Origin of the sequence: Streptomyces sp. NPDC101490 (genome assembly GCF_044767145.1) — a bacterium.
Classification (GTDB): Bacteria; Actinomycetota; Actinomycetes; order Streptomycetales; family Streptomycetaceae; genus Streptomyces.
In genome coordinates this window covers 25,279-45,060 of record NZ_JBIWNI010000016.1, presented here as the reverse complement: position 1 = coordinate 45,060, position 19,782 = coordinate 25,279, and the positions used below count along the sequence as shown (strand labels likewise).

Genomic DNA, 19,782 nt, shown 5'->3' with positions numbered 1-19,782 from the left:
CGGGGTGCCGGTCACTGGCCGACGGCCAGGGCGAGCGGGGTGCGCAGGGGCCAGGTCGGGTCCACGACGGCGTCCGTGTCGCCCTTGCCGCGCAGGAAGTCCTGGAAGTTCTCGGCCCAGGCGCGGTACCAGCCGATCTGGCGCTCGTGGAGTTCGGCCGGGTCGAGTGCGGCGACCCGGCCGTGCCGCTCGGCTATCGCGACGGCGACCCGGACGGCCGCGAGCGCGTCGGCGGCGGCCTCGTGGGCGGCTTCGAGGACCACCCCGTACTCCCCGCAGACCGCTGCCAGGGTGCGCTTGCCACGCCGGTAGCGGTCGACGGCCCGGTCGATGGTGTAGGGGTCGACGACGGGTCCGACGGGGACGCCGCCGAGGCGCTCGCTCAGGGAGGGCAGTCCGTGGCGGCGCAGCTCGGCGGAGAGCAGCGTCAGGTCGAAGGAGGCGTTGTACGCCACGACCGGGACGCCGTCCTGCCAGTGGGCGGCGAGGGTGTCCGCGATCTCGTCGGCGACCTCGCGGACCGGGCGGCCCTCGGCGGTGGCGCGCTCGGTGCTGATGCCGTGGATCGCGGCGGCCTGCTCCGGGATGTGGACGCCCGGGTCGGCGAGCCAGTCCCGGCGGCGGACGACGTGTCCCGCTCCGTCGACCTCGACGATCGAGGCCGTCACGATGCGGGCCTCCAGTGGATCGGTGCCGGTCGTCTCCAGGTCGAAACCGGCCAGTGGTTCCCCATGCCAAGCCATCGGGTCCTCCTCGTGTGATCTCCCCCGTGGTGCTGACCACCCTCGCACGCGGCACTGACAACGCCGTCGGTCGCCCCCGCCGGGGGCGGGCCGGGAGACCCGGCGGCGGGTCAGGAGACCGGGCGTGAGTCGAGCCAGACGGACTCGAACTCCTCCCGGTAGGTCTCGAAGAGCCCGTGGTCGCCGTCTCGGGCGCCCTGGCCGTGCCGGACCACGTTCCGGCCGCCGCGCAGGACGAGGACGGGTGCCTCCATGCCCCGGGCGCGGCGCAGATAGGACTGGACGACGCCGACGCCGTCCGGTCCGTCGCCGTCCACCAGGTAGGCGGTGAAGCGGGGGGTCTCGTCGAAGACGTGGATCTGGAAGGCGCCGGGGTCGCGGAGCTTGGAGCGGACCCGGCGCATGTGCAGGATGTTCATCTCGACCGAGCGGCTGAGTTCGCCCTTCTTCAGCCCGAGCTCGCGTTCGCGCCGCTTCACGGCGCTGCTGGCGGGGTTGAGGAAGAGGAGCCGGGTGCGGCAGCCGGACTCGGCGAGCCGGACCATGCGGCGGCCGGAGAAGTTCTGCACGAGGAGGTTCAGGCCTATGCCGGTGGCGTCGAGGCGGCGGGCCCCGCCGAAGAGGTCCTCGGCGGGCAGCTGCCGCTGGAGCCGGACCCGGTCGGGGTGGACGGAGACGACGTCCGCGTACCGGTCGCCGACGAGGTCCTCGACCGCGTCGACGGGCAGCCGGTCGGCGGAGGGCACGGCGGCGCCGCTGCCGAGGATCTCCAGGATGCGGGCGGAGGCCCGTTCGGACTGGGCGAGGACGGTCAGGGAGAGGGCCCGGTTGCGGGAGACGACGTTCCGGGTGACCTCCAGTTCGTCCAGGGCCAGCTCCACCTCGCGCCGGTCGTCGAAGTAGGGCTCGAAGCAGGGCCAGTGCTGGACCATCAGCTCGCGCAGCTGGGGCAGGGTGAGGAAGCTGAGGACGTTGTCGTCGGCCGGGTCGAGGAGGTAGCCCTTGCGGCGGGAGACCTCACGGACGGCGACGGCCCGCTGGACCCATTCCTGGCCTGCGGGGCCGGCCGCGGCCACCACCCACTCCTCGCCGTGCACGGGTTCGTACACGGGCCGCAGGACGGCGGCGACCACGGCGCGGAGCCGCTGTTCGACCAGGTTCAGCCAGATGTAGGCGCGTCCGGCGCGCTGGGCGCGGGTGCGGACCTCGCTCCACGCCTCGGCGCCCCAGTCGAGTTCGGCCCCTATCTCCACGGGCCGGACGACGGTGACCGTGCCCGGTGGCACGCCCGGCGGAGTGCCCGCGCCGGGCGTCGCCTCCGCGGGCCCGGCCGGGCCCCCCTCGTGACCCTCGTCACCTGGGGGCAGCTCCAGACCTCCCGAGCTCACCCGCGCACCGCCTTCTGCTCCTGGACGCCCGTGTCGACCGGTCCGACAACGATCAAGGAAGGGTACTCCGGGAGCGGGAGGCGGTGCAGCAGGATCGTCAGGCTGCTCCGTCAACTACCGAGATCGGGCTGTCCGTTCTCGGAGGCGAGTTCCGGCGGAGTGAGCGGATTCATAGCGGTGACGTCGCGGGGGGCCAGCTGGAAGCCCTGCCAGTGGACCGGCATGGGCTGCTGGTCCTCGTCCCGGGCGATGTGGTGGAACCCTATGTTGACCCAGACGGACGGTTTGGTCAGAGTCTCACCATTGACCCATTTGTCCACGCTGTCACCTGCGTTGGTGCCACAGTTGCCGATGTTGTTGCTGGCGAACTTCTCGCAGGCGCGGGCCTGGGTGAAGTAGATGTCGTGCTTGGTGAAGCCGCGTCCGGCGTGGGTGTCGCTGTGGCCGGGCACGATCTCGTAGGAGCGGGCGTGGCCGTCGGCGTTCTTCCCGGTGCCGCTGACCACCCGCCACCAGCGCATGTTCTTGGCGTCCCCGGCGAGTTCCTTGGAGACGACGCTGCGCTGGGTCTTCACGGTGGGGCCGCCGCCGCCCGGCGCGGGGGCGGTGACGGTGGAGTCGAACTGCTCGATGCGGTCCTTGGTGGAGCCGTCGAGGCCGAAGTCGAGCTTCCAGAAGACGTTGTGGGCGTGGCTGGTGGCGTAGCCGCGGGCGCCCTTGCCGAGGGGCCAGCTCCGGCCGTCGGTGGCGTTGTAGTCGACCGGGGAGAGGCTGCCGGTGGCTCCGACGTTGGCGCCGATGGTGCCGTCGGCGGAGAAGCGCCACTCGGTGATGTACTCGTACCAGCCGACCTTGTTCACGGTGTAGACGAGCAGGTCCTTGGCCTGGGCCTGGTAGACCTTGCTGCCGGTGTCGCTGGCCATGCGGTAGGCGTGGCCGCGGGCCCGGGTCGTGGTGCACAGGGCCTTGGCCTCGCCGACCTCGGGGACCTTGATGGTGGTGATGGTGCCGCCGGGACACTCGGCGGGCTTGAGGCTCTGCAGGCCCCAGCCGAATCCGGCGCCGGTCAGGTCGTCGTACTCGGAGACGCCGTCGTCGTACGGGACGTGGATCTGGGCGAGCCGGGCGCTGGCGAGGACCTTGATGGGCGCGGTGGCGCCGGGCGGCTGGAAGGTGATGTTGTCGAGGGTGAGCCCGGCGTCGGTGTCGTAGCGCCAGCACATGCGCCAGGTGGTGCCGCCGTCGAGCTTCTGGGTGATGCGGTAGGCGGCGGAGCAGTCGGCGGTCGGCGGGGCGGGCGCGCGGGTCGGCGCCGGGGGCCGGGGGGCGGCGGTGGCCCCGGTCGCGGGGGCCGCGGCGGCCGTGGCGGTGCCGAGCAGGGCGGCCGCGGTCAGCAGGGCGCCCCGGCGGGTACGCCGGTGTGACTGATGGGACATGGGAACGTACTCCTCGGTACGGAGATCGGTACGGAGATGCGGCGGGCGGCGGTCAGCCGACGCGGGTGACGGTCCTCGCCGAGAGGTCGACGATCAGGTTGCGGGTGTCGATCCAGGCCCCGTTGAGGACCTTGGTGACGAGCCGGACGCAGCGGTGCTTCCCGCAGTCGGTGAGCACCTCGGGGACGTTCGCCTCGCGGTAGGGGCGGTAGACGTCGCCGTTGAACCACAGCTGGGTGGTGGAGGTCAGCTGCTTGCCCGTGGCGTCCTTGTAGTCCTCCTTGACGCCCTTGCCGAGCGGGCTGGCGAGGATCAGCTCCAGTGCCTTGCGGAGTTCCTCGGGGTGCGCGGAGGGCTGGACCCCGCGCTGGGCGGCGGAGCGTTCGACCTTGCCCGTGTCGAGGTTGACGGTCCGGGTGATCAGCTCGTCCCGCGCGTAGTCGTAGAGGCGGACCTCGGCGCGGCGGGTCGGGTCGCCGGCCACCGGGTCGGCGAGGTCGGTGCCGAGGTGCTGGGGCCCCCGGCCGCCCACGACGTCCTGCTGTGCGGCGGCGTCGGGCCGGGCGGTCGCCAGGTCCTCGGCGCGGGCCAGTTCGTCGTCGGTCAGCGGATCGCTGCCGATGCCCCGGGCGCCCTCCGCGGCGGCGGGGACGACGGTGGCGGGCGCGGGCACGACGCCCCCGTCCGCGGTTCCTTCACCACCCTGCTGTCCCGCACCGGACGCCCCGGCCGTTCCGGACGCTCCGGCGGTTCCGGCCGCCGGGCCCCGGGCGCCGGGCGTGTCGTCGGCTCCGGCCGAGCCGGGCAGGCTGATCGCGACCGCGACGGCGGTTCCCGTCACCGCCATGGCCGCTCCGGCCACCACCTTCCCCAGGTGGCGGCGCGCTATTTCGTACACACTTCCCCCTCGTTCCCCCTCTTGTTCTGCGGTCACCCGGTAGGACGAGGTGAAGTCCTAGGAGGTTGCGCCTCTTTCGGGCAGGATGCGGCCGAAGAGCAACCCCCGAACCCGGACAGAAGAGGAATTTCATACTCATGCAGGTCTGGCCGGGACAGGCGTACCCCCTGGGCGCCACCTATGACGGAGCGGGCACCAACTTCGCGGTCTTCTCGGAGACCGCGCACCGGATCGAGCTGTGTCTGCTCGACGACGACGGTGCGGAGACCTCGGTCGAGCTGCGCGAGACCGACGCGTTCGTGCGGCACGCCTATCTGCCGGGCGTGATGCCGGGTCAGCGGTACGGGTTCCGGGTGCACGGCCCGTACGCGCCGGAGCGCGGGCTGCGCTGCAACGCGGCGAAGCTGCTCCTCGACCCGTACGCGCGGGCGATGTCGGGGCGGATCACGTGGGGCGAGGCGGTGTACGGCTATCCCTTCGGGCGGCCGGACGCGCGGAGCGACCTGGACTCCGCCGGGTCCACGATGGCCTCGGTCGTGGTCAATCCGTACTTCGACTGGGGCGACGACCGGCGGCCGCGCACCGAGTACCACCGCACGGTGATCTACGAGGCCCATGTGAAGGGCCTGACGATGCTGCACCCGGACCTTCCGGAGGAGCTGCGCGGGACGTACGCGGGGCTCGCGCACCCGTCGGTGATCGGACACCTGAAGGAACTGGGCGTCACCGCGCTCGAACTGATGCCCGTTCACCAGTTCGTGAACGACCACCGGCTCGTGGACGCGGGGCTCTCCAACTACTGGGGCTACAACACCATCGGCTTCTTCGCCCCGCACAACGCCTACGCCTCCTGGGGCGACCGGGGCCAGCAGGTCCTGGAGTTCAAGTCGGCGGTGCGGGCACTGCACCAGGCGGGCATCGAGGTCATCCTCGACGTGGTCTACAACCACACCGCCGAGGGCAACCACCTGGGCCCGACGCTCTCCTTCCGGGGCCTGGACAACCCCTCGTACTACCGGCTCGGCGACGACCCCCGGACCTACACCGACACCACGGGCACCGGGAACTCGCTGCTCATGCGCTCCCCGCACGTACTCCAGATGATCATGGACAGTCTGCGGTACTGGGTGACCGAGATGCACGTGGACGGCTTCCGCTTCGACCTGGCGGCTACCCTGGCCCGCCAGTTCCACGAGGTGGACCGGCTGTCGTCCTTCTTCGACCTGGTGCAGCAGGACCCCGTGGTGAGCCAGGTGAAGCTGATCGCCGAACCGTGGGACGTCGGCGAGGGCGGCTACCAGGTCGGCAACTTCCCGCCGCTGTGGACCGAGTGGAACGGCAAGTACCGGGACTGCGTGCGGGACCTGTGGCGCGGCGAGCCCCGCACCCTCGCCGAGTTCGCCTCCCGGCTGACCGGCTCCTCCGACCTCTACCAGGGCGACGGGCGCCGGCCGCTCGCCTCCGTCAACTTCGTGACCTGCCACGACGGCTTCACCCTGCGGGACCTCGTCTCGTACGACGAGAAGCACAACGAGGCGAACGGCGAGGGCAACCGGGACGGCGAGAGCCACAACCGCTCGTGGAACTGCGGGGTGGAGGGCGACAGCGGGGACGTCGGGATCGTCGAGCTGCGCGCCCGCCAGTCCCGCAACTTCCTCGCCACCCTGATGCTGTCGCAGGGCGTCCCCATGCTCAGCCACGGCGACGAGTTCGGCCGCACCCAGGGCGGCAACAACAACGCCTACTGCCAGGACAACGAGGTGTCCTGGGTGCGCTGGCCCAAGGAGAACAGCGAGGCGGAGTCGACCCTGCTCCGCTTCACCCGCGCGATGGTGCGGCTCCGCAGGGAGCACCCGGTGCTGCGGCGCCGCCGCTTCTTCCACGGACGGCCCGTCGAGGGCACCCACGACGAGCTGACCGACATCGCCTGGTTCACGCCCGAGGGCGAGGAGATGACCTCCCGCGACTGGCAGGCGGCGCACGCCCGGGCACTGACCGTCTTCCTCAACGGCAACGCCATCTCGGAACCGGGCCCGCAGGGCGAGCGGATCGCCGACGACTCCTTCCTGCTGATGTTCAACGCCTCCTCGCAGGAGCTGGACTTCGTCGTCCCGGACGGCCACGGGGCCTGCTGGCGGACGGTGGTGGACACCTCCGACCCGGAGGGGATGCCGCCCCGGGAGGGCCCGGAGCTGGCGGGCGGCGAGCGGATGACGCTGGCGCCGCTCAGCCTGAGCGTCCTGCGGCGCCCCGTGTGACGGCGGGCCCCGCCGGGGCGGGCGGTGCGGGCCGGGTCCGCACCGCCCAGGACAGGGCCGCGCAGGCCACGGCCGCGCCCACCGCCACCACGAAGGCGGCGGGCGCGCCGTGGCGCTCGGCGAGCCGCCCGGAGAACGCCAGGGCGAGCGCCTGACCGGCCACGACGCCGCTGGTGAGGAAGGCCATGGACTCGGCGAGCCGGGTGGCGGGGACGGTCCGCTCGGTCAGTCCGAAGACGGTGATCAGGTGGGGGGCGTAGGCGGCGCCGAGGACGACCACGACCGCGTACAGGCCGCCGAGGGAGCCGGTCCACGGCAGCGGCAGGGAGAGCACGACGAGCCCGGCGGTCGCCGCGCGCCAGCGGGTCGTCAGGCCGATCCGGGCGGGCAGGGCCGCCAGGGAGAGCCCGACGACGGCGCTCATCACCCCCATCGCCGCGTACACGAGCCCCGCCTGCGCGGGGACGCCGAGGTCCTCGGTGAGGGCGGTGATCCCCGCCTGGGAGGCACCGAACATGACGCCCTGGAGGACCATCGCCCCGCGCAGCGCGTACGCGGCCCCCGCGAGCCTCGCCCGTCCGGCGGAGCCCTCACGGGTGGACGCGGGGTCCGGCGCGGTCGCGGCGGCCGAGGGGTGCAGGGCGAAGAAGGTCCCGAAGACGGCGAGGAGCAGCGCCGCGAGGAGGAGGGCCCCGGCCGGGTGCGCGACGGCGACGGCGACCCCGACGAGCGCCGGTCCGATGACGAAGGACACCTCGTCGAGGGTGCCCTCGAAGGAGAGCACCGTGCCGACGAGCCGCTCGTCGGCGCCGGACCGGCGGGCGAGCGCCACCGAACGGGTCCGGGCCAGCGGACCGGCCTGCGGCACGGACGCCCCCGCGAGCACCGCGACCGCCGCCAGCGGGCCGGTGGGGGCGTGGGCGAGCGCGGCGAGGACGAGTCCGGTGACGGCGAGCGCGTTGGCGGCGGAGGCGGCGAGGAGGACCCCGCGCTGTCCGTGCCGGTCGGTGAGCCGCCCGACGACCGGCCCCGCGAAGGTCTGTCCGGCCGCGAGCGCCCCGCCGACCAGGCCCGCCGTACCGAGCGAGCCGCTGGTCTCCGCGACCAGGAGCAGGGTGCCGAGCTGGCACATGGCGGTGGGCAGCCGGGCGAGGAAGGAGACGACGGGGAGCACGGGGCCGAGCAGCGCGAAGGTGTCGCGGTAGGTCCGGAGCATCGGGCGACCGTAACGCGATGCACTCCAACGGGTGCATGGGCCGATGACACAGAAGGCTCCCGGCCGGGTACGTACGTTCGCATGACCTCCCTCACGGCCGGTACCGCGTCCGCCCGTCCCGTCCCGCCCACCGCCACCTACCGGCTCCAGCTCCGTCCGGAGTTCCCCTTCGCGGCGGCCGGACGGGCCGTGCCGCACCTGGCCGGGCTCGGCATCTCGCATCTGCACCTCTCCCCCGTCCTGGAGGCGGTCCCCGGCTCGGCCCACGGGTACGACGTCACCGACCACCGGTCCGTCCGCGCCGAACTGGGCGGCGAGGAGGGGCTGCGGGAGCTCGCCGCGACCGCGCGGGCGCACGGCCTCGGCCTCGTCCTCGATCTGGTGCCCAACCACATGGCGGCCTCGCCCCGCCACAACCACGCGCTGCGCGCGCTGCTCAGGGACGGCCCCGGATCGCCGTACGCCCGCTGGTTCGACGTCGACCGCTCGGCCGGGGACGGGCGGCTGCTGCTTCCGGTGCTGCCCGCGCGGCTCCCCGAGGTCAGGGACCGACTGCGGGTCGGCGACGGGGTGCTGCGCCTGGACGACCAGGAGTTCCCGCTGCGGCCCGGCACCGAGGGGCTGCCGCTGGACGCGCTCCTGGACGCCCAGTGGTACCGGCTCGGCTGGTGGCGGCTCGCCCGGACCGAGCTGAACTACCGGCGCTTCTTCACCGTCTCGGAGCTGATCGGGGTCCGGATGGAGGACCCGGAGGTGTTCGCGGCCACCCACGCGAAGATCGTCGAGCTGGTCCGGGACGGGGTCGTGGAGGGCCTGCGCGTCGACCATCCGGACGGGCTCGCCGACCCGCAGGGCTATCTGGAGGACCTGGCGGCGGCGACCGGCGGACGCTGCTGGACCGTGGTCGAGAAGATCCTCACCGGGTCCGAGCGGCTGTCCGCCGCCTGGCCGGTCGCCGGGACCACCGGCTACGACGCCCTGCGCCGTCTCGACGGGGTGTTCACCGACCCGGTGGGCGCCCGGCGACTGACCGGCCTCTACCGGGAGTTCACCGGCCAGCGCGAAGACGCGGGCGGTCGCTGGGAACCGACCGAGGAACGCGCCGCCCAAGAGGTCGCCGGGCACGACCTAGCCGCCGAGACGGCCGTCCTCACCCGGCTCGCGGGCCGGATCTGCGCCGCCGACCCGGCCCTGCGGGACCACGCGCCCTGGGCGCTGCGCACCGCCGTCCGGGAACTCCTCGTCCGGGTGCCGGTCTACCGCGCCTACCGGACCGGCGGCGAGGAGGTCCTGACCCCGGCGGCGGCGCGCGCGGCGAAGGCCGTGTTCACCGTGCCGGAGGAGTCGACGGCGGTGGACGTCGTCCGGGGCCTGGCGCTCGGCGCGCTGGGCGACGGTCCCGGACACCGGGCGTTCCGGGCCAGGTTCGCGCAGACGTCGTCGGCGCTGCGGGCCAAGTCCGTGGAGGACACCGCGTTCTACCGGTACGTCCCCCTGCTCTCGGCCAACGAGGTCGGCGGCGAGGCGGGCGCTCCGGCGGTGCCGGTGGACGAGTTCCACGCGTACTGTCTGCGGATCTCCCGCGACTGGCCGGACACCGGGACCGTGCTGTCCACCCACGACACCAAGCGCAGCGCCGACGTCCGGGCCGGGATCGCGGTCCTCTCCCAGTGCCCGGAGGTGTGGGCGGAGCTGCTCGCCGGGGTCGCCGGGGTGCCCGCCCCGGACCCGCACGTGGCCTGGTCCGCGTGGCAGACCGCCTTCGGCTTCGGCGCACCCGACCCGGACCGGCTCGGCCCCGCCGTCCTCAAGTCCGTACGGGAGGCGGGGCTGCGGACCAGCTGGACCGAGCCGGACCCGGAGTACGAACGGGCGGTGGCCGCGTTCACGGCGGCGGGGCCCGGCCGGGTCCCGCTGCGGGGGGCCTCGGCGGCGGCCCTCGCCCTGGAGCCGCACATCCTGGCGCACGCGCTCGGCGCGCTCCTCGCGCAGCTGACGATGCCGGGGGTGCCGGAGCTGTACCAGAACACGGAACGGGCCTACCGGGCGCTGGTGGACCCCGACAACCGGGGCCTGTTCGAGGCCGGTCCCGACGACGACCGGACGGCCCTGGTCCGTGCGGCGCTGCGGCTGCGGCGGGAACGTCCGGCGGCCTTCGGCGCGGTCGGGTCGTACGCGCCCCTGACCGCCGAGGGCCCCGCCGCCCGCCACTGTCTGGCCTTCGCCCGCTCCGGCGAGGTGGTCACGGCCGTCACCCGTCTCTCGCTGCGCCTCGCGGAGGCGGGCGGCTGGCAGGACACCGCGCTCGTGCTGCCGGACGGACGGTGGACCGATGTCCTGGACGGGGGACGGCAGTTCGGGGGCGGTCCGGCGGCGGGCGTACGCCTCGCGGAGCTGTTCGCGGAGCGGCCGGTGGCGCTGCTGGCGCGGGTGGAGGGCTGAGGAACGGTGGACCTCCGAGGGATGGTGGGGCGGTGGGACGGTGGGGCGCTGAGGGAGGGTGCGCCGGGCGCGGGCCGTCAGCCGCCGGGGCGGACGATCAGGGTCCGGGGCCCCCGGGTGATGAGCCCGGACCACACCGGCCGGAAGCCGTCGGCGAGCCGGAGCCGGGGCATCGCCTCGAACAGGGCCCGCAGGGCGTACTCGGCCTCGAAGCCCGCGAGGAGGACCGCCGGGCAGAACCCGGTGCCGTACGTGAGCTGCCCGGGGTCGTCGCGAGCCGGATCGAACCGGTCGGGGTCGCGGAAGCGTTCCGGGTCGCGGCCCGCCGAGCCGAGGAGCAGCGCGACGGACGCGCCCGCCGGGACGACCCCGCCGCTCACCGGCACCTCCGCCGCCGTCCGGCGCACCGCGATCTGCACGGGCGGGTCCCGGCGCAGCGACTCGGTCCAGGCGCGGGCGACGAGCCCGGCGGGCGCGTCCCGGAGCGCGGCCACCCGGTCCGGGTCGGCGAGGACGTTGCCGAGGAAGGACGCGAGCGCCTTCTCCCGTACGGCGATCTGGCCGCCGCACTCGCCCGCCAGGGCTCCGGCGGCCCGGCCGCGCACCAGCCGCATCATGTCCCGGTACGGCACGCCGACGGCGGCGGCGACCGTCCCGGCGGGCAGCCAGTGGCAGAAGTCCGCGACCAGGTCGGTCTGCGGGCGCCCGGCGATCCGGCGGGCCAGGACGTACGCGGTGCGTTCGGCGACGGCCCGCAGGGCCTCGGTGTCGACGTCGACGTGGGCCCGTGCGCACGGCGGGTCGCCGGGCCGGTGCCCGTGGGTGAAGCGGGGGTCGGTGAGGGCGGTGGCGACGTCCGCGTACCGGCTGAGCACCCAGGCGCGAAGGAGCGGGTCGTGGGTGAGCGGGAAGTCCTCGCGCAGGGCGCGGTGGACGCGGTGCGGGTCGCGCGAGGCGCCCGGGTCGAGGGGGCTGGGGGCGACGGTCCGGGCGCCGGGTCCGGGGCCGTCGGAGGCGGTGGGGCCGTACGCGTCGCGGACCCGTCCGGGGGTGCCCGGCCGTCGGGGCGCGGCGGGGGCCATGGCCGGGAGGCGCGTCCAGGGGTCCACGGCGGCCCACGGACCGCCGGTGGGCGTCCGGGGCCGCTCGCCGGGTATCTCCCGGCCCGGCTCGCGGTTCGGCTCGTCGCTCATCGCGCCCCCTGTCGGTCGGCGGTGGGGTGCCCCGGCCGGCAGACCGTGGCACGCGTCTCCACAGCCCATCACCACCGGGCCGCCACCGCCCGCCGCGTACCGCCGGACGGGTGATATCGGGGAGCCGCGCGCGGGGGCCGTACGGGTGAGGGGTGCGGGCGTCCGGCCCCGGGCCGAGGACCCCGGCCAAAGGACTCGGGCCAGGGACTCCGGTGGGGATCACGGGGCTCATCGGGCGCCGACGGCGGACACCGGGCCCGGGCCCGTAGGAGCCCCGTGCGACCGGAGGCCGGTGCGGCGCCGGGCGCGAGAGAGGGCCACCGCCCGGAGGCGGGGGCCCTCTCCTCATCTCAGAAGGCGCCGTTCAGGGACCACCAGGTGCCGGTGGTCTCCTGGCCCGCTCCGAGGCCGCCCCGGCCCGTGCCCTCGTACTGGACCAGCCAGTCGAGGCCGGCGGTCGCGATCAGGTCCGGCTTCCCGTCGCCCGACCAGTCGCCGTTGGCGATCAGGGACGTACGGGAGTTCCAGCCGCCGCTGCCGACCAGCTTGCGGGCGCCGATGCCGCCCACCTTGCCCGGGTAGAGCCAGAGCTTGCCGGTGGACGCCTCGCGGGCGTAGAGGTCGGCCCGGCCGTCGCCGTCCATGTCACCGGGGCCCACGAGCGCGTTCATGGAGTTCCAGCCGCCGCTGCCGATCAGCTTCCGGCCACCCAGGGTGCCCGTGGACGTCCCCGGGTACAGCCACAGCCTGCCGGTCGCCTTCTCCACCGTGAGCAGGTCGGACCGCTGGTCGCCGGTCAGGTCGCCGAGGGCGGCGATCCTGCTCATGGAGTTCCAGCCGCCGCTGCCGAGCAGCTTGCGCGTGCCGAGGGCGCCGGTACCGGTGCCGGGGTACAGCCACAGCTTGCCCGTGGCGGCCTCGCGGGCGATGACGTCCTCACGGCCGTCGCGGCTGAAGTCCCCGTGCCGGACAAGGGCGTTCATACCGTTCCAGCCGCTGCCGACCAGTCGGCCGCGTCCGTCGCCGGGCAGGAACCACAGGCGCCCGACGAGGTCGCGGACGAGGACGTCCGCCTTGCGGTCGCCGTTCAGATCACCGAACCCGAGGGCCCTGGGCGAGGTCTCCGAGCTCCAGTAGGGGTACGGGTCCGTCTCGCACTCCCGGCGCGTGGGGACCATCTTGACCGAGCTGACCGACGTGGAGGCGATGTGCGTGGAGTAGTCCTCCTTCACGTACGTGCTGTAGCCCCGCGAGTCGTCGTAGCCCGGACCGTCGTAGAGGCAGGCGATGAGCGAGCTGCGGTTGATGACCTCCCGGAACTTGTTGTCCCAGCTGCCCAGCGTCGGCTTGCTGGTCTTCGTCTTGAACATCGCGCCGGTGGCACTGGAGTTCGACCAGGCGCAGAAGTAGCCGTCCGGGCAGCCCCGCACGGTGGCGGCCTGAGCGGGCGCGGCGCCCGCGCCGAACAGTGCCAGTGAAGTGAGCCCCAGGGCGGCGGCGGTCGAGGCCAGGCGCCGGGACAGGGGTGTACGCATGCGTTCCCTCCCTCCTCGCGACACGCACATGGTTTCGAGCGCGTCGTGAGGAGGACCGTACCCGGTGTCCGGGACGGGACGGGAGCCCACGGGGACTCCCGTCCCGGCGGCGGTCCCGGCACTCGCCGGGGAAGCCGGGGGCTCCGCAAAGGTCCGGGGCGCGTCGGACCCCGGTCCCCTCAGTCGTACGACAGCCGGAACGACATCTCCCCGAAGCCGACGACGTCGCCGGGGCGGACCGCCACCGCACCGGTGACGCGGCGGCCGTTGACCGTCGTGCCGTTCGTCGAGCCGAGGTCGCGGAGGATCCACATGCCGCTCTGGAGGGAGAGCTCCGCGTGGAGGCGGGAGGTCGTCTCGTGGCTGAGACGGAGTCCGTTGACCGGGTCGCGTCCTATCCGCAGCGGATGCGGGCCGGGGGTGGGCAGCAGGAGCTTCGGCAGCCGCTCCGCGTGCCAGGCGCGGCCGAGACGGGCCGTGAACGCCGACATGCGTCCGACGACGCCCACCACACGCCGGGTCCAGCCGCCCTCGGTCCTCAGGTCGGCGGTGAGCAGGGCGAGTTCGTCCGGCCGCCGGGCCTGGAGCGCGCGTTCCATCCGGAAGAGGAACGTGTCGTGCGAGAGGCGGCCCTGGGCGGCGCCCTCACGGAGCAGCCCGAGCGCGCGGTCCCGCTCGGCGTCGGTCAGCCGAGGGGTGTTCGCCGGAAGCTCGAAGGGGGTCGTCACACCGGTGATTGTCGGTCCGGCGGGCCCACAGTGTCCAGAAGGGTCCTTGACCTGGACTTCCCGGGTCGGCCGGCCGAGGCCGTCGTCGCGGTCCTCCGGCTCCGGAGCACCGCGACGACGCTGCGGCGACGCCGGTCCCGCTGGAGCCCGCCCGGTCCGGGGACCGGCCCGGCTCCTCCGGCCCCCGGGCGCTCACATCAGCCGCGTACCCGCCGTCGGACGAGGACGGCGAGCGCCGCTCCGGCGAGACCTCCCGCGACGGCCCACGGCACGCTCGGGGTCCCGCCGTTGAGCTTGTATCCCACCAAGCTGAAGATGAAGAAGACACCGAGCCCGTACACGAGCGCGTACTGCCGTTTGATCGTGATCGCCATACCTGCCCCCACCCTTAACTGGGCGATCTTCCCGATCGCCGGAGAAGGATCATACGAAGAATCCGGACGGCCTGAGGCCGTCCGGTCTTCCTCCCCCGCTCCCGTAATCCCTGGCCAGGAGGGCGAGCCGCGCGTCCACCGCTCGAAGCGGAATGTCCGCGGTCCTCAGGGGCGTCGACGCGCCGGTCAGGGAACGGGAGCATGGCGAGGACACCCCCGGGGGGAAGCACGGGCACGGCGCTCCCCCGGGCGCGGTCGGCCATGTGGGGGACGCGCCGGGCGTGGCGGGGTCCCGACTGCGAGGATGGCCCCGGTGACCGTTCGCGCACGGGTGGTCACCGGATCTTCCGACTTGGCCTTCGACGAGGGGATTCCCGTGCTCTTCGAGGTGTGGGCGCCGCACGCGCGTGAACGGGTGACGCTGGAGCTGGACGGTTCCCGGCACGATCTGGACCGGGACGCCGAGCGGGACGGCTGGTGGACGGGGGTCGTGGCCGCCGGGGACGGTGACCACTACGGCTTCGCCCTGGACGGCGGCCCGGTGCTGCCCGACCCGCGCGCGCGGCGGCTGCCCTCGGGGCCCGACGGGCTCGCCTCGGTCGTGGACCACTCGGCGTACGAGTGGCGGAACGAGGCCCCGAAGCTGCGGTTGCGCGGCGGCGTCCTGTACGAGCTGCACATCGGCACGTTCACCCCGGAGGGCACCCTCGACGCGGCGGCGGCCCGGCTGGGGGAACTGGCGGGGCTCGGCATCACCCATGTGGAGCTGATGCCGCTGTGTCCTTTCCCCGGGGTGCGGGGCTGGGGGTACGACGGGGTGGCGCCGTGGGCGGTGCACGAGCCGTACGGCGGTCCCGAGGCGCTGAAGCGGTTCGTGGACACGGCGCACGGCCTCGGCATGGGCGTGGTCCTGGACGTGGTCCACAACCACCTGGGTCCGTCCGGGAACCACCTGCCGTCCTTCGGCCCGTACTTCACGGAGACCCACCACACCCCGTGGGGCGCGGCGGTGAACCTGGACGCGCCGGGCTCGGACGAGGTCCGGGCGTACTTCCTGGGGAGCGCGCTGGCGTGGCTGCGGGACTACCGGATCGACGGGCTGCGGCTGGACGCGGTGCACGCGCTCGCGGACACCCGCGCGTACACGTTCCTGGAGGAGCTGTCGGCGGCGGTCGACGAGCTGGCCGTGGAGCAGGGGCGCCGGCACTTCCTGATCGCCGAGTCGGATCTGGGCGACCCGCGCACGACGACTCCGCGCACCCACGGCGGGCTCGGGGTCCACGCCCAGTGGAACGACGACTTCCACCATGCCCTGCACACCGCGCTCACCGGGGAGTCGCAGGGCTACTACGCGGACTTCGCGCGCGCCCCGATGGCGGCGCTGGCGAAGACGCTCACCCGGGTGTTCTTCCACGACGGCACCTACTCGGCGTTCCGGGGCCGTCGGCACGGGCGGCCGGTGGACCGGGAGCGGACCCCCGCCCACCGTTTCCTGGGGTACGCGCAGACCCACGACCAGATCGGCAACCGAGCGCTCGGGGACCGGCTCTCGGCGTCCCTCTCCCCCGGGCTGCTCGCCTGCGCGGCGGTCCTCGTCCTGACGGGGCCCTCGGTGCCGATGCTGTTCATGGGCGAGGAGTGGGGGGCGGGGACGCCCTGGCAGTACTTCACGGACCACACCGATCCGGAGCTGGCGGAGGCCGTGCGGCGGGGCAGGCGGCGGGAGTTCGCGGCGCACGGCTGGGACGAGGAGGAGGTTCCCGATCCGCAGGACCCGGCGACCCGGGACCGTTCGGTGCTCGACCGGACGGAGCGGGAGCGGGACCCGCACAAGCGGCTCCTCGCCTGGCACCGGGAGCTGATCGCCCTGCGCCGGACGCTGCCGGACCTGACGGACCCGGACCTGGCGGGGGTGCGGGTGGCCTTCGACGAGGACGCCCGCTGGCTGGTCTTCCGGCGCGGGGTGCTGCGGGTGGCGGTCAATCTGGGCGCGGAGGCGGCGGAGATCCCGATCGGCTCCCGTGGGAACGACCGGGTCCTGGCTGCGTGGGGGCCGGTGGCGGCGCCGACCGCGGACGGGGTGCTGCGACTCCCCGGCGAGTCGGCCGTCGTCCTCACGGACGGCTGAGGGACGGGGGCGGGGACGGGATCGAGCCGGGACGGGCCGGGGCGGGCCGGGCCGGGGCGGGGCGGGCCGGGGCGGGGCGGGGGCGACGACCACCGTTCGCCCGGCGGGAGCGATGTCCGTTCGCCCGGCGGGGGCGATATCCGGTCAGTCGACGGGAGGACGACCGCCGTTCGGTCGACCCTTCGGTCGACGATCGCCTCAGTCGACGATCGCCATCTCGCGCGGGGTGTTGTTGAAGCGGCGCCCGGCCCCGTCCTCGGTGGCCGTGACGATGTCCTCGATGCGCACGCCGAAGCGGCCCGGCAGATAGACGCCGGGCTCGATGGAGAAGCACATGCCGGGGACGACCGGGAGTTCCTCGCCCTCGACCATGTACGGCGGTTCGTGGGTGGTGACGCCGATGCCGTGGCCGGTGCGGTGGATGAAGTACTCGCCGTAGCCCGCGTCCGTGATGACCTTGCGGGCCGCCCGGTCGACGTCCTGGCAGGCGGCCCCGGGGCGTACCGCCTCGAATCCGGCCTGCTGGGCCTCCCGTACGAGGTCGTGGACGCGCCGCTCCTCGTCGGTGGGTCCGCCGACGTGCACGGTACGGGTGGTGTCGGAGCCGTATCCGTCCTTGAGTCCGCCGAAGTCGAGGACGACCATGTCGCCGCGCTCGATGACCCGGTCCCCGGCCTCGTGGTGCGGGTTCGCGCCGTTGGGTCCCGAGCCGACGACGGTGAAGTCGACCTGGGAATGACCGAAGCGGAGGAGGAGGGCGGCGAGGTCGGCGGCGACCTCGGTCTCCCGGCGGCCCGAGAAGCGGACCTTGAGGATCTCGCCGTACGCCCGGTCGGCGGCGGCCCCCGCGGCGGCGATCCTGGCGAGTTCATGGGTGTCCTTGACGCCCCGGAGCATCGGCAGGGCCTCGCTGAGGGAGACGTACGAGGTGCCGGGGAGGGCCCGCTGGAGACCGAGGAGGTGCGCGGCCCAGGCGTTGTCGCTGACGGCGAAGCGGCCGTCGACGTCGAGGAGCGGCGCGGTGACGGCGTACGGGTCCTTGCCGTCGGTCCAGTCGCGGAGGGTGAGCGCGGCGGCGCCCTCGGCCTTCGCCGCGTCGGGCGCCTCCAGGGCGGGGACGACGAGGACGGGTTCCTGGCCGACGGCGAGGACGAGGACGGTGAGCCGCTCGGTGATCGCGGTGGGCCGGTAGCCGGTGAGGTGGACGAGGTCGGGGCCGGGGGCCACGAGGACGCCCGCGAGTCCGGCGTCGGCGGCGGACTCGGCGGCACGTGCCATCCGGGCGCGGTAGTCGTCCGTGGTGAAGGGCACGACCTCGTCGGTGGGACCGGTGCTCGTCATGGCGGGCGCTCCTTCTCGGCGGCCTGGGGGTCTCGTGGCCGGGGGCCGGGGTCTCATGGCCGGGGGGCTCGCGCGGCCCGGGTCGCTCACGGTCAGGGCCGTACGCGGTCAGGGCCGTACGCGGTCGAGGCCGGACCCGTCCCCGGGATTCCGTCGTACAGCATCCTGCCCGGGACGGTCCGCCGCCGCGAGCGCTCAGCGGCGGTCCGGGCCCTGGGTGATGAGCCGTTCCAGGAGTTCCTGGAAGTCGTCGCCGACGACGATCCGCAGCTCTCCGCCTTCCTGGTCGTGCTCGCTGAGCTGGGTGAGGGTGCCGCCGCGCCACCAGAAGACGTACGGGCTGATGGCGCCCGGGGTGTCCTCGTACCCGGAGGCGGCGAAGGAGGCCATGGCGCCGAGGGCGGGGATGATCGTGGTGTCGCGGATGGGGTGGAAGGCGAGCTGGTGCCGGAAGGGCAGGGCGACGAGGGCGCCGTGCTCGCCGAGGGGCACCCCGGTGACCCGGCGGACGACGCCGTCGAGGTCGAGGACGCGGCTCGCGGTGTAGAAGGAGTCGCCGAGGATGATCTCGAAGCGCATCCCGTCGGCGTCGCGGACGGTCTCGTGCTCCTCGACGGGCAGTCCGCGCAGATTGCGCAGGGCCCGGTCGCGGAGCTGGGCGTGGTCGCCGAGCCGTTCGAGGGCCTCGTCGGTGAGCATCATGACGCTCTCGGGAAGGTCGAGGGCGAGCACCTCGTACAGCCCGGGGGCGACGGTCCTGGCGTAGCCGAAGGCGGCGGCGTCGATGCCGTCGCCGCTGACGACCCGGGGGTAGAGCTGGGAGCGGATCTGCTCGGGCGGCAGGGTGTCGAGCGCGGACGGCCCGTCCATGGCGCGGACGACGAGCCCGATGTGCCGGTGGATGGTGGCGGGCCAGACGCGGGGGCCCCGCCGGTCCTGGTGGCAGACGGCGGCGAGGTTGCCGAGGCCGAAGCGGCGGCCCTTGTCGTCGATGACGTGGTCGGCGTAGACGGTGACTTCGAGGCCGAGTTCGGCGAAGGTCTCCCGGACCCGGCCCCGGAACAGCGCTGCCTCGCGCTGCGAGAAGTACCCGAATCCGGGATCCCTCGGCGTGTCCTCGCCGTCCCGCCTGGGCCCCCGCCGCAACCACCCCACGCCAGCCCGCCTTCCGTCGCCGTTGGAGCCAGGGTAGCGACTGGGGGTGTCCGGCCCCGGGCCGTCGGGTGAACCCGGCCCTCCCGTACGGGTTCACCCGACGGGACGGCCGGTGAAATCGTTGCGGGAACCTCAGTGGAGGCCCGTACGCGCGGGAGGGAGACGACGCGGAGCCTCGGCGACCAGCGACCACGCGGCGGGCGTGCGGGCGTGCGGGCGTGCGGGCGTGCGGGCGTGCGGGCGTGCGGGCGTGCGGGCGTGCGGGCGTGCGGGCGTGCGGGCGTGCGGGCCAGGGTCGCGAGCCCGGCGGCATCCGGAGGACATGCCCTGGCTCCGGTGACCTTGAAAGGCGTGCGGCCGTTCCGTTGCGCGCGGATGCGCTCCGGGTGCCCCCGGTCGGGGAGCCGTGCGCCTGGGAGCGGAAGGGAATCAATGACAACGTTCATCACGCAAAGGAGTCGATCAGGCACCACGTGTGAGTGTGCGCGCTGCTGTGTGCCTGCTACGCAAGGGAGTCCGTCATGCTTCGCCTTCGTTGGCTCGCTGTCGCTTCGGTCACCGCGCTCGCCGCTCTCGGGATCGCTCCGACCACCAGCGCCGCCGCACCGACCGTCCTGGCCTATTCGTGCTCGCCGGGCTACTTCTGCATCTACAGCGACTGGAACGGCGGCGGGACCCGATGCCAGTGGTCCCAGGAGAGGAAGGCCAACACCGCCGACGACTGTTCGTTCATCCAGCGCGGGGAGAACGTCCGCTCGGTGCGGAACAACACCAACCACCGGGTGCAGTACTACACCCAGACCAACTACAACTCCCGGGTCGGCTCCACCCCGTCCGGCGGGGAGGGCAACCTCCAGGGCAACTACCAGATCCGGTCGTTCAAGAGCCAGTAGCCCGGGGCACGGCGCCGGGCTCCCGGCTCCGACCTCCCGGCTCCGGCCGTGTGC

General features: G+C 73.9%; 15 protein-coding genes. 4 read left to right on the top strand and 11 right to left on the bottom strand.

From position 1 onward, the window contains the following. Nucleotides 1-11: 11 nt before the first annotated feature. From ACIRQY_RS25040 to ACIRQY_RS25025, 4 genes are all read right to left on the bottom strand, one after another. Nucleotides 12-743, bottom strand: coding sequence for a 3'-5' exonuclease (locus ACIRQY_RS25040; RefSeq protein ID WP_403929438.1), 732 nt, complete (start codon nucleotides 741-743; stop codon nucleotides 12-14). Nucleotides 744-853: 110 nt separating this feature from the next. Further along, a complete protein-coding gene (locus ACIRQY_RS25035) occupies nucleotides 854-2,131 on the bottom strand; it encodes an SAV2148 family HEPN domain-containing protein (protein ID WP_351790086.1) in 1,278 nt (425 codons plus the stop codon). Nucleotides 2,132-2,241: 110 nt separating this feature from the next. Continuing rightward, nucleotides 2,242-3,567, bottom strand: coding sequence for a copper amine oxidase (locus ACIRQY_RS25030; RefSeq protein ID WP_403929435.1), 1,326 nt, complete (start codon nucleotides 3,565-3,567; stop codon nucleotides 2,242-2,244). 52 nt (nucleotides 3,568-3,619) lie between these two features. Further along, on the bottom strand, nucleotides 3,620-4,465 hold the full coding sequence (locus ACIRQY_RS25025; protein WP_403929432.1) for a Tat pathway signal sequence domain protein: 846 nt from the start codon (nucleotides 4,463-4,465) through the stop codon (nucleotides 3,620-3,622). 137 nt (nucleotides 4,466-4,602) lie between these two features. Between ACIRQY_RS25025 and glgX the strand changes: the two genes are divergently transcribed. After that, nucleotides 4,603-6,723 carry a glycogen debranching protein GlgX gene (glgX, locus tag ACIRQY_RS25020; protein ID WP_403929429.1) on the top strand — a complete coding sequence of 707 codons (2,121 nt, stop codon included), beginning with the start codon at nucleotides 4,603-4,605 and terminating at the stop codon, nucleotides 6,721-6,723. Here glgX and ACIRQY_RS25015 read toward each other — a convergent pair. Then, complete coding sequence (locus tag ACIRQY_RS25015) at nucleotides 6,692-7,939, bottom strand: MFS transporter (protein ID WP_403929426.1); 1,248 nt, start codon at nucleotides 7,937-7,939, stop codon at nucleotides 6,692-6,694. The two genes, glgX and ACIRQY_RS25015, sit on opposite strands and share 32 nt — an antisense overlap. Before the next feature lie 81 nt (nucleotides 7,940-8,020). Between ACIRQY_RS25015 and treY the strand changes: the two genes are divergently transcribed. After that, the gene (gene treY, locus ACIRQY_RS25010) at nucleotides 8,021-10,381 is read left to right on the top strand and encodes a malto-oligosyltrehalose synthase (protein WP_403929423.1); all 2,361 of its coding nucleotides are present in this window, start codon (nucleotides 8,021-8,023) and stop codon (nucleotides 10,379-10,381) included. A gap of 77 nt (nucleotides 10,382-10,458) precedes the next feature. On the opposite strand, the gene ACIRQY_RS25005 is transcribed toward treY, so the two are convergent. From ACIRQY_RS25005 to ACIRQY_RS24990, 4 genes are all read right to left on the bottom strand, one after another. Beyond that, a complete protein-coding gene (locus ACIRQY_RS25005; RefSeq protein WP_403929420.1) occupies nucleotides 10,459-11,574 on the bottom strand; it encodes a cytochrome P450 in 1,116 nt (371 codons plus the stop codon). Between the two features lie 350 nt (nucleotides 11,575-11,924). Beyond that, nucleotides 11,925-13,109 (bottom strand): FG-GAP-like repeat-containing protein, encoded by a 1,185-nt coding sequence (locus ACIRQY_RS25000; RefSeq protein WP_403929417.1) that lies wholly within the window; start codon nucleotides 13,107-13,109, stop codon nucleotides 11,925-11,927. 179 nt (nucleotides 13,110-13,288) lie between these two features. Continuing rightward, nucleotides 13,289-13,837, bottom strand: a complete 549-nt coding sequence (locus ACIRQY_RS24995; RefSeq protein ID WP_351790104.1) for a DUF1707 and FHA domain-containing protein — start codon at nucleotides 13,835-13,837, stop codon at nucleotides 13,289-13,291. 197 nt (nucleotides 13,838-14,034) lie between these two features. Next, nucleotides 14,035-14,211, bottom strand: coding sequence for a hypothetical protein (locus ACIRQY_RS24990; protein ID WP_403929414.1), 177 nt, complete (start codon nucleotides 14,209-14,211; stop codon nucleotides 14,035-14,037). Between the two features lie 376 nt (nucleotides 14,212-14,587). Here ACIRQY_RS24990 and treZ point away from each other — a divergent pair, with 376 nt between their 5' ends. Continuing rightward, on the top strand, nucleotides 14,588-16,339 hold the full coding sequence (gene treZ / locus ACIRQY_RS24985; RefSeq protein ID WP_403929663.1) for a malto-oligosyltrehalose trehalohydrolase: 1,752 nt from the start codon (nucleotides 14,588-14,590) through the stop codon (nucleotides 16,337-16,339). A 198-nt stretch (nucleotides 16,340-16,537) separates the two neighbouring features. Here the strand turns inward: treZ and ACIRQY_RS24980 are convergent, their stop codons facing one another. Beyond that, complete coding sequence (locus ACIRQY_RS24980) at nucleotides 16,538-17,680, bottom strand: M24 family metallopeptidase (RefSeq protein ID WP_403929411.1); 1,143 nt, start codon at nucleotides 17,678-17,680, stop codon at nucleotides 16,538-16,540. A 195-nt stretch (nucleotides 17,681-17,875) separates the two neighbouring features. After that, the gene (locus ACIRQY_RS24975) at nucleotides 17,876-18,835 is read right to left on the bottom strand and encodes a hypothetical protein (RefSeq protein WP_351790112.1); all 960 of its coding nucleotides are present in this window, start codon (nucleotides 18,833-18,835) and stop codon (nucleotides 17,876-17,878) included. Between the two features lie 521 nt (nucleotides 18,836-19,356). Here ACIRQY_RS24975 and ACIRQY_RS24970 point away from each other — a divergent pair. Beyond that, on the top strand, nucleotides 19,357-19,728 hold the full coding sequence (locus tag ACIRQY_RS24970) for a peptidase inhibitor family I36 protein (RefSeq protein WP_351790115.1): 372 nt from the start codon (nucleotides 19,357-19,359) through the stop codon (nucleotides 19,726-19,728). Nucleotides 19,729-19,782 lie beyond the last annotated feature (54 nt).

Excerpts from the sequence above, each read along its gene's own strand:
- ACIRQY_RS25005 (WP_403929420.1), bottom strand. The coding sequence starts at position 11,574 with ATGAGCGACGAGCCGAACCGCGAGCCGGGCCGGGAGATACCCGGCGAG.
- ACIRQY_RS25040 (WP_403929438.1), bottom strand. The coding sequence starts at position 743 with ATGGCTTGGCATGGGGAACCACTGGCCGGTTTCGACCTGGAGACGACC.
- glgX (WP_403929429.1), top strand. The coding sequence starts at position 4,603 with ATGCAGGTCTGGCCGGGACAGGCGTACCCCCTGGGCGCCACCTATGAC.
- treY (WP_403929423.1), top strand. The coding sequence starts at position 8,021 with ATGACCTCCCTCACGGCCGGTACCGCGTCCGCCCGTCCCGTCCCGCCC.
- ACIRQY_RS24970 (WP_351790115.1), top strand. The coding sequence starts at position 19,357 with ATGCTTCGCCTTCGTTGGCTCGCTGTCGCTTCGGTCACCGCGCTCGCC.
- ACIRQY_RS25000 (WP_403929417.1), bottom strand. The coding sequence starts at position 13,109 with ATGCGTACACCCCTGTCCCGGCGCCTGGCCTCGACCGCCGCCGCCCTG.
- ACIRQY_RS24980 (WP_403929411.1), bottom strand. The coding sequence starts at position 17,680 with ATGACGAGCACCGGTCCCACCGACGAGGTCGTGCCCTTCACCACGGAC.
- ACIRQY_RS25030 (WP_403929435.1), bottom strand. The coding sequence starts at position 3,567 with ATGTCCCATCAGTCACACCGGCGTACCCGCCGGGGCGCCCTGCTGACC.
- ACIRQY_RS24990 (WP_403929414.1), bottom strand. The coding sequence starts at position 14,211 with ATGGCGATCACGATCAAACGGCAGTACGCGCTCGTGTACGGGCTCGGT.
- ACIRQY_RS25015 (WP_403929426.1), bottom strand. The coding sequence starts at position 7,939 with ATGCTCCGGACCTACCGCGACACCTTCGCGCTGCTCGGCCCCGTGCTC.